The sequence below is a fragment of the Streptomyces sp. NPDC057438 genome, from assembly GCF_042802995.1.
In the GTDB taxonomy this organism is placed as follows: Bacteria; Actinomycetota; Actinomycetes; order Streptomycetales; family Streptomycetaceae; genus Streptomyces.
Genome location: NZ_JBHVDD010000052.1, coordinates 49310 through 65396 on the forward strand (window position 1 = coordinate 49310; position 16087 = coordinate 65396).

The 16087-nt window shown below is 72.2% G+C and carries 12 protein-coding genes; 4 read left to right on the plus strand and 8 right to left on the minus strand.

The genetic code is table 11. The features are described from left to right. The first annotated feature begins 88 nt into the window (after window positions 1-88). On the plus strand, window positions 89-1525 hold the full coding sequence (locus ACFU5F_RS25795) for an FG-GAP and VCBS repeat-containing protein (protein ID WP_383891671.1): 1437 nt from the start codon (window positions 89-91) through the stop codon (window positions 1523-1525). Between the two features lie 92 nt (window positions 1526-1617). On the opposite strand, the gene ACFU5F_RS25800 is transcribed toward ACFU5F_RS25795, so the two are convergent. Beyond that, window positions 1618-1725: a hypothetical protein gene (locus tag ACFU5F_RS25800; protein ID WP_383891674.1), complete on the minus strand. Its 108-nt coding sequence runs from the start codon at window positions 1723-1725 to the stop codon at window positions 1618-1620. 278 nt (window positions 1726-2003) lie between these two features. Next, entirely contained in the window at window positions 2004-3449 is a 1446-nt protein-coding gene (locus ACFU5F_RS25805; protein WP_383891677.1) for an FG-GAP repeat domain-containing protein, read from the minus strand. Between the two features lie 201 nt (window positions 3450-3650). On the opposite strand from ACFU5F_RS25805, the gene ACFU5F_RS25810 reads away from it, so the two are divergent. Continuing rightward, window positions 3651-4034, plus strand: a complete 384-nt coding sequence (locus ACFU5F_RS25810) for a hypothetical protein (RefSeq protein WP_383891680.1) — start codon at window positions 3651-3653, stop codon at window positions 4032-4034. 109 nt (window positions 4035-4143) lie between these two features. Here ACFU5F_RS25810 and ACFU5F_RS25815 read toward each other — a convergent pair whose 3' ends face one another. The 6 genes from ACFU5F_RS25815 to ACFU5F_RS25840 all read right to left on the minus strand — a co-directional run bounded on the left by ACFU5F_RS25815 (window position 4144) and on the right by ACFU5F_RS25840 (window position 12285). Next, window positions 4144-4971, minus strand: a complete 828-nt coding sequence (locus ACFU5F_RS25815) for an ABC transporter ATP-binding protein (protein ID WP_383891683.1) — start codon at window positions 4969-4971, stop codon at window positions 4144-4146. Then, a complete protein-coding gene (locus tag ACFU5F_RS25820; protein ID WP_383891686.1) occupies window positions 4971-6785 on the minus strand; it encodes a dipeptide/oligopeptide/nickel ABC transporter permease/ATP-binding protein in 1815 nt (604 codons plus the stop codon). The genes ACFU5F_RS25815 and ACFU5F_RS25820 overlap by 1 nt, the downstream gene beginning before the upstream one ends. Further along, entirely contained in the window at window positions 6775-7830 is a 1056-nt protein-coding gene (locus tag ACFU5F_RS25825) for an ABC transporter permease (protein ID WP_383891688.1), read from the minus strand. The genes ACFU5F_RS25820 and ACFU5F_RS25825 overlap by 11 nt, the downstream gene beginning before the upstream one ends. Further along, on the minus strand, window positions 7827-9254 hold the full coding sequence (locus tag ACFU5F_RS25830; protein ID WP_383891691.1) for an amidase: 1428 nt from the start codon (window positions 9252-9254) through the stop codon (window positions 7827-7829). Before ACFU5F_RS25830 ends, ACFU5F_RS25825 begins: the two co-directional genes overlap by 4 nt. 123 nt (window positions 9255-9377) lie before the next feature. Beyond that, window positions 9378-10958 (minus strand): ABC transporter substrate-binding protein, encoded by a 1581-nt coding sequence (locus tag ACFU5F_RS25835; protein ID WP_383891693.1) that lies wholly within the window; start codon window positions 10956-10958, stop codon window positions 9378-9380. 643 nt (window positions 10959-11601) lie between these two features. Continuing rightward, on the minus strand, window positions 11602-12285 hold the full coding sequence (locus ACFU5F_RS25840; RefSeq protein ID WP_383891696.1) for a TetR/AcrR family transcriptional regulator: 684 nt from the start codon (window positions 12283-12285) through the stop codon (window positions 11602-11604). Window positions 12286-12529: 244 nt separating this feature from the next. Between ACFU5F_RS25840 and ACFU5F_RS25845 the strand changes: the two genes are divergently transcribed. Together ACFU5F_RS25845 and ACFU5F_RS25850 are read left to right on the plus strand one after the other, a co-directional pair. Beyond that, a complete protein-coding gene (locus ACFU5F_RS25845) occupies window positions 12530-12970 on the plus strand; it encodes an Lrp/AsnC family transcriptional regulator (RefSeq protein ID WP_383891699.1) in 441 nt (146 codons plus the stop codon). 50 nt (window positions 12971-13020) lie between these two features. Next, complete coding sequence (locus ACFU5F_RS25850) at window positions 13021-16017, plus strand: aminotransferase (RefSeq protein WP_383891702.1); 2997 nt, start codon at window positions 13021-13023, stop codon at window positions 16015-16017. Window positions 16018-16087 lie beyond the last annotated feature (70 nt).

Consider the following 16087-nt stretch of genomic DNA (forward strand, 5'->3'; position numbering starts at 1 on the left):
CACAACCCTTCCTCCACCTCGTGTGTCACACCCCCCGAGAGCACATCGCCTTCGGCCCTCATTCACCATTTCTACTTGGGAGTTGACCGTGCGCGTACGCACACTTGCCGCCACCGCCGCCGTGGCGGCACTGACCGCAACCGGCCTGACCCTGCCGCTCGCCGGGAGCGCCGCGGCTGCGACGACCGTGCGGTTCGACTTCAACGGCGACGGATACCTGGACATCGCGGTCGGCATGCCGGACTCCACCGTGAACGGCAAGGCCGAGGCGGGCTATGTCAGCGTGATCTACGGTGGCTCGGTGGCCCCGTACCAGTCCAACGGTGAAATCGGCCAGGCCGAGCCGGGCATACCCGGCACGCCCGAGGCGGGCGACCGCTTCGGCTCCTCCGTGACGCCCGTCGACGTGGACGGCGACGGCGACTTCGAGCTCGCCGTCGGCGCGAGCGGCGAATCGCTCACCTCCGACCAGTACAAGGACGAGGGCATCATCACCGTCCTGGACTACTCGAACGGGGACATCAAGGGCACCACCGTGGCCAGAGGCACGACCGAGTACAGCAGCATCGGCAGCACCGTCACCGCGGGTGACTACGACGGCGACGGTGACGCCGACCTCGCGTACGGGGAGAACAGCGAGGAGGACGCCACCCTCCGGTTCCGCCCGGGCCCGCTCACCTCCGCCCCGGTGACCAGCACCTCCTTGCGCAGGTACAGCATGGGCGGCCGCACCCTCGACCTGGCGACCGGTGACTTCGACGGCGACGGCCGGGACGACCTCGCGACCACCTGGCAGGCCCTGGACGACTCCGGCACCTTCATCACCCGCTGGGACGACCGGGCCAGGCCCGCCCAGTGGTGGTCCGACCCCGACCGGGGCAGTGCGCTCGCCGTCGCCGACTTCGACCGGGACGGCACCGACGACCTCGCGGTCGGTCCCGTGAAACCCAACTCCGAGTCGGACACGACCCATTGCCAGGACCGGCTCGGCGGTGCGGTGCTCCTGTTCAAGGGCTCGAAGACCGCGGCGTTCGGCACCGAGAACGAGTGCGTCACCCAGTCGAGCCCCGATGTCGGGGGCAACGCCGAGGACGGCGACGACTTCGGCGCCGCGTTGGCCGCCGGTGACCTGAACGGCGACGACATGCCCGAACTGGTGGTCGGCGTGCCCGGTGAGGACGTGGGCACCCTGAAGGACGCGGGCGGCTACGTCGTCCTGAACGGTACGAAGGACGGTCCCCGTGGTGGCCTCGCCCGCAGCCAGAGCACCCCGAACATGCAGGGCGCGGCCGAGGCAGGCGACCGCTTCGGCGCCCAAGTGGCCGTCGGCGACTACAACCGGGACGGTCTGCGGGACACCGCGGTGAGCGCGCCCGGCGAGAACGCCGGTGGGCCCACGTCGGGCGGCGTCTGGTTCGTGCCGAGCAGCGGCGTGGAGGCCTACCCGCCGGGCAAGGCACTGACCCCGTTCGGCTTCGCGCTGGTCAACGGTGTCTTCAAGTACGGCGAGGTACTGGGCCTCTAGGCGTCGGCTCGCCCGGCCACGGTCCGCCTCGTGGGCCGGGCCCCCCGAACTCTGCTCGGCGGGCCCGGTGGTCCGGTGTGGTGAGGGGCGGGTCAGGTGACGCGGACGATCTTCCAGAGCTGATCGTCAAAATCAACGCTGTTCCCCTGCGCGATGCCCGCGCCGTCGGCGGTGGAGGACTGCGCGACGCCCGCGACCAAGGTGCTGTTGACGTTCCGGAGTTTGTAGTAGCCGTTGCCGCCGTCGGTGGAGCGTCCACTTCTGGGCGTCGGCTCCGGAGGCGGTGTTCTGGACGACGACGCTTCCCGCGGTGGTGGAGGAGGAGCGGATGTCCAGGTTCAGGACCGGCAGACCGGTCGCAGGCAAGGTCACCGCCCCCGCGGGAGGCGTCGCCGTGGTCCGCGAGCCGCGGTCCCCCTCCAGCGGGGTGTGAGGCGGCCCCGGCGGACCTCCCGTCCGGTGCCGCCGGCCGGAGGGGTCAGCCGGGCCCGAAGTCCCGGGTCCTGATGAAGCGGCGGTCCGTCGTCGACGGGCCGTCCTTCGTTCCCCGCAGGATCCAGTAACCAGCGTCCTTGCGAGGCTTGTTGAAGCCGAACGTGCCGATGAGCAGCTCGGCGCGGCCGTCGGTGTCGAGGTCGGCGAGGTGCAGGTCCCAGCCGAAGAAGTCACGGTCTCCCGAGTGCTGCGGGGAGCCACCGAGACCGATCGCGTACCGGTCGATCTCGACGCTGCGGGCCGGTCCGAGTCCGTCCTTCCCGCTGAGCACCACGATCACCCGGCCGATGCGGCGATCGTCCCCGGGGGACTGCGTGGCGATGTCGTCGCGCCCGTCGCCGTCGACATCTCCGACGGTGAGGGCGCCGACGGTGTCCAGTCTGCCGAGCTCGCTCTCGGTCCTCCCCCGGCCGGGCCCCTTGTCGCTGCCGTGGACGACAACGGCTTCCCGGTAGCCCTGCCGGGCGAGGATGTCGGCGTGGCCGTCGCCGTCGAAGTCCCCCACGGCCACGGGGACGGCGCCGTCGGCCAGGCCCGGCTCCCGGCTCGTGATCCCGGGTACGGCACCGGTGGGCTTCAGCCCGTGAGCCGTTCCCCGGTGGAACACGGCGTCGACGACGTCCTCGGGCATGTCCTCCTCCAGGCGGACGTCCTCCTCGTCGTACGCGGCCTTGGTCACCAGGTCGTCCCGGCCGTCGCCGTCGAAGTCGCCGACGACGGCGTGGGCCACGGTCGCCCAGCCCTCCTGGCCCACGTCGACCGTGGATGTGTCGCGGGGGATCCCGCCGTCGCGGCTCAGCGGGCCGTACAGGACGGCGGCGCGCTGCGGCTTTCGGTCGTACTCGCTGCCGGGTTCCGCGAGGGTCAGCAGATCGAGGGCGCCGTCCCCGTCGAAGTCCCCGGCAGCGGTGGCGCGGAGGAGGTCGGCCGGCAGTTCGGTGGCGCCCGTGGGGCCCTTCGGTCCTCCCCAGACGATGCGCTGTTCGAGCGTGTGCGTACCGCTGGGGTGGCTCAGCGGGTTGCGGACGACGATGTCGGCGTAACCGTCGTCATCGAGATCCGCCGTGAACTGAACCGACCGGTCTTGTGAGATCGGCGAGCCGGTGAGCCTGGGGTCGGGCCTGGCGTAGCGGTCCGCGAGGCGGAAGGCCGCTGCCGGTTTCGGCCCGCCGGGCGCGGCGAGGGCGACGAAACGGTTGTTGTGCCAGTCGCCGCCTGACTTCGGCTCCTTGTACCAGCCGTTGACGACCACGTCGGCATGGCCGTCGCCGTTCACGTCGGCCCGGTTGACCGCGCCGTCGTCCCGCCGGGTGGGAGACGGGGGCGACGGTGCCGGATCGCCGCCGTCGGCCGAGCACCCCGTGGCCAGCAGGGTGGTCGCGCAGAGGCACATCGACACGATGGCAGGGCGGCGAGGGAGCAGACGCATGGCACCAGCCTGCACAACGTGGCTCACGGGCCCATAACGTCCGGATCAGGGTCGGATTCCGGTCAGGTTCCCTCGGCCCGGCTGCCGCTCGGGCGTGCGGTCGCGGGGCAGCCGACCCGGAGTGCGGACCGATGGTCACGGTCGGATCCCTGTCCAGCCCTGCACGGAGTCGAACGGACCATTCCGTGGTGCAGTCGGCACATGGCCTCACCTCCCCAGGACGCGCAGGACGCGCAGGACGCGCAGGACGCCCAGGACCCACCGGTAACACCTCATGGCCGAGAACGTCGCGCCTGGTTGCTCGACATCGCGGTCGCCCTGCTGTTCCTGATCGTGGACGCCGTGATCGTCGTGGTCACCGCGCACCTGCTCGTCATGTTCGGCTACGGCACCATGGTCTCGTCCTCGACCGGCGATGTCCCCATGCTGGTGTGGCTCACCGTCTGGGGCATCCCGGCCGTGGCCGCGACCAGCGCGATCACGCACGCCCGGCTTCGCATGCCGATCACCTGCGTCGTGCAGAGCCTCTTCACTCTCGCCTGTACGTTCCTGGCCTTGAGCGGAACCCGCCTGTTCCTGTCCTGACCGCACACGGCTCACAGGACTCACACGACTCAGGTCGCGCAGCGCGGCCCGGCCCGCCGAACGGCCTGAGCCGGTCGGCGGGCCGGAGAGGCGCACCGCGTCCGGTGGTTCACACCGTGGCGGGCTCCTCGTCGAGGCGGAACCTCGGGTCGCCCGGTACGGACGCGAGGAGTTGGGCGGTGTACGGGTGGCTCGGTTCGGCGAACGTGGCCCCGGTCGGGCCGAGTTCGACGAGGTCCCCGTGCAGCAGGACCGCGACAGAGTCGCTCACGTGCCGGACCACGGCCAGGTCGTGGGAGATGAACAGCATCGTCAGCGAGAGCCGGCGGCGCAGGTCGGCGAGCAGGTTGAGGATCTCGGCCTGGGTCGTCAGGTCGAGGGCCGAGGTGATCTCGTCGGCGATGACGAAGCGGGGCCCCGGTGCGAGGGCCCGTGCGATCGCCAGTCGCTGCCGCTGTCCTCCGGAGAACTCGTGCGGGTAGCGGTCCATGCCGTCGGGGTCCAGGCTCACCTGGCCGAGCAGTTCGGCGATCCGGGCCCGGGCCGGTCCGACCCTGGCCCGGACCGGATCGAGTGCCTCGGCGAGCGACTGCGCGACGGTGCGCCGCGGATCGAACGAGGAGTACGGGTCCTGGGGGATCATCTGGACCGTCGCGGCCCCCGCCCGTCCGCGCGCGGGGCGCAGCGGGGCTCCGTCCACGAGGATCCGGCCACTCGACGGCCGATGGACGCCGACGAGTGTCCGCGCGAGCGTCGTCTTGCCCGACCCGGACTCCCCGACGAGGGCGAGGGTGCTGCCCCGGGGGATGTCGAAGGAGACCGACCTGAGCACCCTGCGGGCCGCGACGCCGTGCCCGAGCTCGACGGTGAGGTCCTCGACGCGCAGCAGCGGGGTGGTGGCAGCGTGCGTCTCCGACGGGTTGGCGGTGGCGGACATCAGTGGCTCCCTTCCGCGGCCGGGGATCGGTCCGCGGCTGTGTCGGTAAGGTCCTCCGTCGGCGCCCCGTCCGGCTGTGCCGCGTGGGCGTCGGCCGTCCACCGGACCGCGCTGAGGGTTCCGCCGGCCTCGACCGCGGCGGGGGTCGCCGCGAGCAGCGCGCGGGTGTAGGGGTGGGTGACCGTCCCCCGGCGCAGGTCGGCGCCCGTCGTCCGGTCGACGACCCGGCCGCCGTGCAGCACCAGGACGGTATCGCAGAGCACGCCGACCACGCCGATGTCGTGCGAGATGAACAGCATCGCCGTGCCGTGCTCGCGGTTGATGCGCCGGAACTGGCGCAGTACCTCCGCCTGGACGGTGACGTCGAGGGCCGTCGTCGGCTCGTCGGCGATGAGCAGCCGGGGGTTCGTCGTCGTCGCGGAGGCGATCGAGGCGCGTTGGAGCATGCCGCCGCTCAGCTCGTGCGGGTGCTGGCGCAGCCGCCGGTCCGGCTCGGTGACGCGGATGTCGGCCAGGGCGCGGACCATGTCCTGTGCCGCCCGGCGCCTGGGTGTCCCCAGGTGGACCCTGGCCACCTCGGTGAGCTGGGTGCCGAGCCTGAGTGCGGGGTTGAACGTGCCGATCGGGTCCTGGTAGACGATGCCGATCTCGGTGGCGAGCCGCCGCTCCGGCGGCGCCGCGAGCAGGTCGAGGTCGTCGAGGGTGAGGTGCGAGGCGCTGGCCCGCACGCCCTCGGGGAGCAGGCCCGCGACCGCCATGGCGATGGTGGACTTGCCCGAGCCCGACTCCCCCACGAGGCCGACGATCTGGCCGGCTGCGATGGTGAACGACACGTCGTCGACGAGGGTCCGCTCGCCGGCCCGCACGGTGAGCCCGGCGACGGTCAGCAGCCCGTCCGGGTCCGGACCGACCGCTGCCCCCGTGCCGCCCGGCAGCGACGCCGACGGCCGTGCCACACCGTCCTGCGCCGGGGCGGGCGCCGCGCCGCGGGTGCGCGGGTCGACCAGCGAGGCCACGCCGTCCCCGAGGAGCATGGCGCCCACACCGGTGACGATGAGCATGATCGACGGGGCGAGGACGAGCGACGGCTGGGCGAAGATCGACGGCAGTGCCTCGTTGAGCAGGCGGCCCCAGTCGTACTGCGGGTTCTGTACACCGAGGCCGACGAACGACAGGCTGCTGATGTCGAGCAGGGACAGGGTGAAGCTCGAACTGAGGAGCACCAGCAGCGGCCCGCTGATGTTCGGCAGGACGTGCCGGCCCAGGATGCGCAGGCCGGGAACGCCGAGCAGGCGGGCGGTGAGGACGTAGTCCTTGTCCGCGACGGTCGCGGCGAGATTCGCCGTCAGGCGGGCGAATCCGGGGACACCGGCGACGGCGATCGCGACGATCGCGGACACCGTGCCCGGTCCGAGCACCGCCGCGACGACGAGGGCGAGGACGAGCGAGGGGAAGGCCACCGCCGAGTCGATCAGCCGCAGGGAGGTCTCGCGCAGCCACCCGGGTGCGAGGTGGACCAGCGCGCCGATCGCGACGCCGACGACGAACGAGACGGCGGTGGCCGCGGCGGCCATGAGCAGGGTGAGCCGGGTCGCGACGAGCGCCCGGGCGAGGACGTCACGGCCGAACGCGTCGGTGCCGAGGAGATGCCCGGCACCGGGTCCGAGCCGGGTGTCGCCGGTGAGCGTCTCGGCAGGGCCGCGCAACAGCAGGGGGGCCACGAGGGCGACGAGGACGAGCAGTCCGAGGATCACCGCGCCGGCCACCAGCGACGGGTTGCGGCGCCACCGGCGCACGGTCGTGTCAGTGGCCACGACGCCCTCCCTCAAGAGTGCGGGGGTCGACGATCCCTAGGACCACGTCGACGAGGAGGTTGACGAGCAGGGCCAGCATGCCGACGACGAGGATGATGCCCTGGATCACCGGATAGTCCTTGTAGATGATCGCCTGGACGACCTCGGTGCCGAGCCCCGGATAGGTGAAGACGTTCTCCAGGATGATCGTCCCGCCGAGCAGGGACGTGAGGACGAGACCGCTCAGGGTGAGGACACTCGTCACCAGGTTGGGCAGCGCGTGGCGCAGGTGGAGCCGTACGGATCCCAGACGGTGGCCGCGGGCGGTCCTCATGTAGTCCTGGGCGAGGACGGAGGCCGTCTCCTGCCGGACGACCCTGGCGATGGCGAAGGCCGGACCGATGCAGAGCGCGGCGATCGGCAGGATCAGCGCGCTCGGTGTGGTGGCGCCGCCGGACGGCAGCAGACCGAGACTGATCGAGAACAGCACGATGAGGAGGGTCGCGACGACGTAGACCGGCGCCGACGCGAGCAGACCGGCGAGCGTGCCGAAGCCGACGCCGAGCCGGCGGCGGCGTCCGTCGCGAGTGAGGACACCGACGGTCATGCCGAGGGGTACGGCGATGAGCAGGGAGAGCAGGACGGCCGGGATGACGAGCTGGACGGTGTACGGCAGCCGGGTCGCGATGATGTCCGCGACCGGGGTGTCGAACCGGAAGGAGGTGCCGAGCCGTCCGGAGGCGATGTCGCCGAGGTAGTGGACGAACCGCGTCGCCAACGGCTCGTCGAGGCCCAGCCGTTCGCGTATCGCCGCGAGCGTGGCCGGGGACGAGCTGGTGCCGGCGATGGCACGGGCCGGGTCCCCGGGCAGCAGGGGCACGATGAGGAACGTCACGAGGACGAGCAGGGTCATGGACATCAGCAGCCCGCCCGCCCGGCGGACGGCGAACCCGGCCCAGCCACCGCGCAGCCGCAGCCGGGTGACGCGGCCGGCGGGGGCGGTCGGCAGCGGACCGGCCGGGACGACCGGTACAGGCCCGGTCGGGGCCGCGGACCCGGCGCTCACAGCGCCGCCGCGAGTGCCGCGTCGTCCGGGTGCCGCTCATGCCAGCGGAACCGGGGTTCGAGCTGGGCCGACAGGCGCAGCAGCGTCGCCTCGTCGTAGGGCGCGCCGATGAGTTGCGCGCCGACCGGCAGTCCGTCCGCGGTCGTGTGGACGGGCAGCGAGATCGCGGGCAGCCCGGCGATGTTGACGAACGCGGTGAACGAGACCATCCGGGTCTCGGTGGCCCGTGGGCCGTCCGGGTCGGAGTTCGCCTCGTCGTACACGGGGCCGACCGGCGGCGCCACGACGGCCGTGGTCGGGGTGAGGAGAACGTCGAAGTCCCTGCCCCACTGGGCCACCACGTCACGCGACTCGGCCTGCAGGCGCGCCGCCGTCCGGGCGTAGTCCCCCGCGCTGACCTCCAGGGCGGTCTCGCGGCGGCGCCGGATGTAGGGGTCCACCGCGTCGGGGTCGTCGACCTCGATGGCGTAGGTGGAGGCACTGATGATCGTCCAGGTGAAGCCCATGATCGCCTCGTAGGAGAACATCTTCGGGCGGGCCTCGACGACGTCGTGCCCGAGGTCGCGCAGTGCCTGCGCGGTCGTCAGTGCCGCCGTGCGGCACTCCTCGTCGACCGGCAGCCCGGTCGGTGCGTCGAGGAGGAGGCCGATCCGCAGGCGCCCCGGGTCGGCGCCGATCTCCTCGATGTACGGGCGGCCCGGTTCGGGCGCGCTGTACCAGGCGAGCCGGTCGGCACGACCCATGACGTCGAGCATGAGGGCCGCGTCGCGCACGGTGCGGGTGATCGCGCCTTCGGTCGTCGAGTGTTCCCAGCCCCGGACGAACGCGGGTACGCGTCCCCGGCTCGGCTTGAGGCCGACGAGGCCGGTGACGGACGCCGGGACCCGGATCGAGCCGCCGCCGTCGCCGGCGTGCGCCACCGGTGCCAGCCCTGCGGCCACGGCCGCCGACGCGCCGCCGCTGGATCCGCCGGAGGTGTGCGCCGGGTTCCACGGGTTGCGCGTCTTGCCGTGCCGCGCGTTCTCGGAGACCGTCAGGGCGCCGAACTCGGGCGAGTTCGTCCGGCCGAGCGGGATAGCACCGGCGTCGAGGAGGAGTTGGACGTCGGGGTCCGTGACGGTCTGCGGGGTGTCCCTGATCGCCAGTGAGGACATCGTGTTGGGTTGTCCCGCGACGGAGCTGAGGTCCTTGATGGGGACGGGGACGCCGTGCAGGGGGCCGAGCCGGTCACCGCGCAGCACCGCCCGCTCCGCCCGGACGGCCGCCGCGCGCACGGCGTCGGTGTCGAGCCAGACGACGGCGTTGACGGCGGGGTTGATCCGCTCGATGCGGTCGAGGTAGGTCTCGGCGACCTCCACGGGGCTGACCTCTTTGGTGCGTATGAGGTCAGCGATCTGCTGGGCGGTACTGAACGGGTCGATCACCAGGGGGCTCCTGTCGGATAGGTGCGAGGGACGCGGGAGGGGGCTCCGAGGCGGCGCGCGGTTCCCCGTGCCGGACGCCGGGGTCCGGTGGCACGGGTCCGCGCGCCGTGCGGGCGGGGTCCGTCAGCCGGTGATGCGCAGGATCGGGTCGTCGAGCGAGCCGCCGAGCATCTGTGCGCTGAATCCCTCGCGCAGTGCGTAGATGAACGGGTCGTTGACCAGCGGCACCGCGTCCACCTGCGCGATCGCGGCCTTGGCGGCCTTCTGGTAGGCGGCGCAGCGGGCCTTGGCGGTCGTCGCCTCGGTGCCCTGGGCGAAGGCCTTGTCCAACGCGGGATTCTTCACCGCGCCGAGGTTGCCGCCGCCCTCGGGGACGGTCGGGCCCACGAACTTGGCGAGCGGGTTGGCGAGGCTGCCGAGGAAGTTGAGGTCGGCGAAGACGGTGAGGTCCCAGGCGTCGGGCTTGCCGAACACGGTCCCGACCCAGGCCCCGACATCGACGTTGGCGAGGGTGACGTCCGCGCCCGCGGCCCGCAACGCCTCCTGGATGTACTGGTTCCCGGCGCCGGCCGGCCCGACCACCTGGGGGCCGACGAGGCGGATCTTCTTGCCCTTGAGCACATCGGCCGCCGCGGCCTTGTCCTTCGGTACGAGGAAGGAGGTGGCGGGGTCGTTGCAGGGGATGTTCTTCTGCACGAACATCGTCGACGGCTCGCCCGTGTCCTTGGAGACGACCTTGGTGAAGGCGGCGCGGTCGACGGCCTGGGCGACGGCCCGGCGGGTGGCGACGTCCGCGAAGACCGTGCCGGGCCGTTCGTTGAAGAGGAGATAGAAGTCGGAGAACCGGCTGACGCTCACGCTGCGGCCGTCCACGCCGTCGAAGCGCGGGATGCCGGATGCGTCGATCTTGCCGATGTCGAGCTGGCCGCTCGTGACGAGGTTGCCCGTCGCGGTCGGGTCGGGCGAGACGAGGTACTCCGTCGTCGCGGCGACCTTGCCGGGGATCTTCGTGCGCCAGGCCGGCCATGCCTTGTACTCCGGGCGCAGCGTGTAGGTGTACGAGACGCCGGACTGGGACTTGGCGAGGACGTACGGGCCGGACTGGGAGCCCTTGGCCTTGCCGGCGGCGAGCGCCTTCAGGTCCTTGAGTCCCGCCGGGCAGACGATGCCCGTGCTGGCGACCGACAGACCCGCGACCATGTCGCCCCACGGCCGGGCGAGCGTGACCTTCACGGTGCGGGCCGCGTCGTCGGCGGTCACCTTCACCGTGTTGCCGGGGCCGAAGATCGTGGGGAGATCGGGCGCGGCCGTCTTCGGGTCGACGAAACGGTCGAGGGACGCCTTGACGACCTCCGGCGTGATCGGCGTCCCGTCGGCGCAGGTCACGTCGGCCCGCAGGGTGAACGTGGCCGCGGTGGGAGTGCTCGTCCACTTGGTGGCGAGCCCGCCCACGAGCCCGCCGTCGTCCTTGCGCACGAGGGTGTCGTAGCTGTTCCGGGCGAGCTGGTAGTCCGGGAGGGACAGGGCCTTGGCGGGGTCGAAGCTGGCCGGCACGTCGATCGTCGTCCGGATCTTCGTCGTCGTGGCGTCGCCGCCGCCGCTCGCGTCTCCGGACGTCGATCCCGTGGTGGTACAGCCGGCGAGTACGGCCGTCATGGCGACGGCCGCGGTCACGGGGACCACGCGGGTACGGGTCTGGCGCATGGGTGCTCCTGGAGAGGGTGTCGCGCTCTGCACAGGTCGCACGGATCGGGTGGACGAGCGCGAGCAGTTCGGGGTGGAGGCGGTGCGCGCGGCGCTCGGTGGACGCCGCTCGAAAGCGAGCCGTGGAGCACTCGGTGGGGAGAGGATGCCGCCAAGTTAACGACGTAGTCAATAGCGTTCACTATCTTTGCGCGTGCCGATCCTGCCGCCGCCTTCGGCCGCGCGAGGGCTGCCGTCCGACGCCGTCGAAGAGTGACGCGTGTCAGCGCGCGCAGGGGCGCCCGCCCCCTTCGCGTGGGCGCGCGACCGGCCTCCCGCGCGCGGGAGCGCCCCGCGCCGACTGCCGGGGAGCGCCGCGTGCACGCCGCGCGGGAAACCCGGCTGGGACACCATCGGCCACGCGGGAGCGCCGCGCGCACGCCAGAGGGGACCGAGCCGCGCCGACCCGCAAGCGCACGTCGCGCGTCCGCCACACAGGCGCTCCGACGTCAGCCGCGCAGGAGGGACCCACGCCGACCGCCCTGGGAGCGCCGCGCGTCCGCCACGCAGGTGCTTCGTGCGGCAGCGACTCGCACCGGCCGCCTCAGGAGCGCGCGGCGGTCACGCGGCAGGGGCCGTATCCGCCGCGCGGAAACCTCGCGCGTCAGTCGCGCGGAAGTGTGGCCGCCTCCGCCTCCAGGGCGGCGAGGACGAGGTCCGTCTGCCGGCGGAAGACGTCCGTCATGTCGATGCTGCGCAGATACTCCTTCGACGCCTCCGCGTAGGGGTACGCGTCAGGATTCGCCGGCTGGTACTCCTGCACCCAGTTCACCTCGGTGCCGAACCGCTGGTTGACGAGCCGCCAGGCGTTGTTGCTGGCGACGGAGAGCAAGAAGTTCGAGAACGCCTGGTAGTGCAGGACGGCCGCCCGGCCGCGCCAGCCGCCGCGATGGAATGCCTCCAGGACGGCGTCGACTGCACGCAGTTCGTGCACGCCCCGGGTGACCCTGCCCATGCAGAGCGCGGCGGCCGCCGGGTGGTCCAGCGCGGTGTCCCAGGCCCGGGTCGCGAGGTCCCGCAGCGACTCGGCCCACGATTCGTGCGGCTCGTACCCCTCCAGGGAGATCCTGTCCAGCTCGTCCGCGACGGCGACCATGATGTGGTCGCGACTCGCGAAGTACCGGTAGACGGCGGTCGCGGAGGAGGACAGCTCCTTGCCCAGCCGCTGGAAGGTCAGCGCGTCCGGCCCGTCCTCGTCGAGGATCCGCAGCGCGGTCCCCACGATGAGCCCCTGGGACAGGGTCCCCCGCTGGAGCCGCTTCGGCGACCGCCCCCCAGCAACTGCCACGCGTACGCCTCCCTCGACGGACGGCGAGCGCACACGCCGCCGCGACCTGCGAACCTGCGTCTCCTCACCGGCGACGGGGAACCAGCCTAAGCGACCGATGTCGAGCGAAACGCCCAGGGCCGGAGCCGCACGCCCCGCTCGCTCGATTCCATCGTCAGTGCGCTTGAATCAAGCGAGTGAATCCGGCATGGTGCTTGAAACATGCACCAGCCTGCCGTTCACGGGCAGGAAGGGGAGGTGACCCATGGACGACATCGACCGCGCCATCCTGCGGGAACTGCAGGTCGACGGCCGGATCCCGTACGCCGATCTGGGACCGAAGGTCGGGCTGTCCCCCTCGGCCGCGAGGCACCGGCTGCAGCGGCTGATCGACAGCCACACGGTCCAGGTCGTCGGCGTCACCGACCCGATGACCATGGGCCGGCAGACGATGGCGCTGCTGGGCCTGCGCATCGACGGCGACCCCCGGGCTGTCGCCGACGAACTGTCCCGGCACGACGAGGTCGTGTACACCGTCCTGACGGCAGGCGGTTTCGACCTGTTCGTGGAGGTGGTGTGCCCTCAGCCCCGGGACCTCCTGGACTTCGTCAACGACGTCGTCCGGCCGGTCGAGGGTGTCGCGTCCGTGGAGAACTTCCCCTACTTCGCGATCCACACGCACCGCTTCCTGTGGCACGTCGACTGAGTCGGGCGAGCGTCCGAGCCCTGTTCGCCCACACCAGCCGAGGAACCCACATGCTGCCCGACGAGCACCGCACGATCGACTTCTTCACCGAGGACGCTCTTCCCGTACCCCGCACGACCGCAGCCGAGGCCGAACGCATCGCCGCCGAACACCTCGGCGTCACCGCCCGGGCGCAGGCGCTGGGCAGCCAGCAGGACGCCAACTTCCTGCTGCGGGCCGCCGACGGGACGCCCGCGACGATTCTGAAGATCGCCAACCCCGCGTTCGGCACGGTGGAGATCGAGGCCCAGGACGAGGCTGCCGACCTGATCGCCCGAGCCTGCCCGGCGTTGCGGATCGCCACGGTCCTGCGCGGCCCGGACGGCTCCCCGCGACGCACGACGGTGGACACCGAGAGCGGTCCGGCCTTCGCACGACTGCTGCGCTACCTGCCCGGTGGCACGCTCTCGGGACCCCGGCACCTGTCCCCCGGCACCGTGGCCGGTATGGGCACGATCGCCGGGCAGGTCAGCGCCGCCCTGCGCGACTTCCGGCATCCGGGCCTCGACCGTGTGCTCCAGTGGGACCCCCGGTACGCCGATCGCGTGGTCGCCAAGCTCGCCGGGTACATCGACGAACCCGACCGGCGCACCGCCGTCCGGGCCTCGACCGCCGAAGCCTGGGCCCGTGTCCAGGGGCTCGCCGCCTCGCTGCCGTCACAGGCCGTGCACCTGGACCTCACCGACGACAATCTGATCCGCCGTCCCGACAGCCGCCCGCCCATGCCGGACGGGGTCATCGACTTCGGTGACGTGACCACGAGTTGGGCGGTCGGCGAACTCGCCGTGTCGCTGTCCTCGATACTCCACCACGACGGTGTCGAGCCCCACCACGTGCTGCCGGCCGTCCGCGCCTTCCACGCCGTTCGGCCGCTCTCCCCCGAGGAGGCCGAGGCGGTGTGGCCGCTCGTGGTCCTGCGCGCCGCCGTGCTGGTGGTCAGCGGGCGGCACCAGGCCGCCGTGGACGAGGACAACTCCTACGCCACAGCCGCGCTCGACCACGAATGGCGCATCTTCGAACAGGCAACCTCGCTGCCCCTGCCCGTGATGAGCCGGCTCATCAGGGACGCCACCGGCACGGCGGACGGGCCTGTACGGATCGCCCGGGCCACCGGGACCACCCGTACCCAGGCTGATGCACCGGTGCGCCCGCTCCTGCGGGACCTCGCCGGCGACGGCATCACCCTCCTCGACCTGTCCACCGACGCCGGTTCCATGGACCGCGGAGCCTGGACGGACCCCGGCACCGAGGACCGGCTGATGACCGCCGCGCTCACCGGCGGAGCGGCCGCCGTGGCCACCCGGTACGCCCACGCCCGACTCACCCGGACACCTGCGCTGTCGGCGCTGTCCCCCGCCACGGTGCCCACCGGCATCGACCTCCGGGTCGGCCGGGATGCCGTGATCCAGGCGCCCGCCTCGGGGAAGGTCCTCGCCGCGGCGCCCGGCCACGTGGAACTCACCTACGGCACACGGACGCTCTCACTCGACTTCCCCGACACCCTCCGGCCCGCGATCACCACCGGCGCGACGCTGCGGGCGGGCGACGACATCATCCGTCTCGGCTCCGGCGCCTCGGTCCACATCGGGCTGCGCCACGCCGACGCCCCCACCGTGCCACACCTGGTCCGCCCCGAGTACGCGGCCGGCTGGCTCGCGCTCACCGCCGACCCCGCCCCGCTCCTCGGCCTCCCCGTCACCGCCCGCGACCGTACGTACGAGCGGGACCTGCTCGACCGGCGCGACGCCGCGTTCGCCACCGTACAGGGGCACTATTACGCCAACCCCCCGCGCATCGAACGCGGTTGGCGCCATCACCTGCTCTCCACCGACGGCCGGTCCTACCTCGACATCGTCAACAACGTCACCCCCCTGGGCCACGCCCACCCCCGCGTCGAGGAGGCGCTCTCCCGGCAGTCGCGGCGGCTCAACACCAACTCGCGCTTCCACTACGCCTCCGTGGTGGAGTTCACCGAGCGGCTCGCCGCGCTCCTCCCCGACCCCCTGGACACGGTGTTCCTCGTCAACTCCGGTTCGGAGGCGGTGGATCTGGGCCTGCGCCTGGCCATGGGCGCCTCCGGACGACACGACGTCGTCGCGCTCCGCGAGGCGTACCACGGCTGGACGTACGCCTCCGACGCGGTCTCCACCTCGCTCCAGGACAACCCCAACGCCCTGGCCACCCGCCCGAGCTGGGTGCACACCGTGGACTCGCCGAACTCCTACCGCGGCCGCCACCGCGGGGCGGACGCCGTGCGCTACGCGCCCGAGGCCGTCGCGGTGATCGACGAACTCGCCGCCACCGGCCGCCCGCCGGGAGCGTTCATCGGCGAGACCTTCTACGGCAACGCCGGAGGAGTCGCCCTGCCCGACAGCTACCTCGCCCAGGTGTACGCGGCCGTACGGCGGCACGGCGGCCTGGCCGTCGCCGACGAGGTCCAGGTCGGATACGGCCGCCTGGGACACTGGTTCTGGGGCTTCGAGCAGCAGGGGGTCGTCCCCGACATCGTCTGTGTCGCCAAGGCCATGGGCAACGGACATCCCCTCGGCGCCGTCATCACGTCCCGCGAGGTCGCGGGCCGGTACCGCGACCAGGGCTACTTCTTCTCCTCCACCGGCGGCAGTCCCGTGTCCAGCGTCGTGGGCCTCACCGTCCTGGACACCCTGCGCGAGGAGGACCTCCAGGGCAACGCGGTCCGGGTCGGCGGCCATCTGAAGAACCGGCTGGAGTCCTTGGCCGACCGTCACGGCATCATCGGCGCCGTCCACGGCTCGGGCCTCTACCTCGGCCTCGAACTGGTCCGGGACCGCGTCGGCCTGGAACCCGCCACGGAGGAGACCGCCGAACTCTGCGACCGCATGCTCGACCTCGGCGTGATCGTCCAGCCCACCGGGGACCACCTCAACATCCTCAAGATCAAGCCACCGCTGTGCCTGGACACCACCGCGGCCGACTTCTTCGCCGACATGCTCGACCTGGCCCTCACCCAACTCGGCCACTCCCACTGACGCCTGGCTCACGCACCGCGTGGCCACCGTGCCGGCATCCGGCAGGGCGGCGGGCCCGCCCATCGGCGCG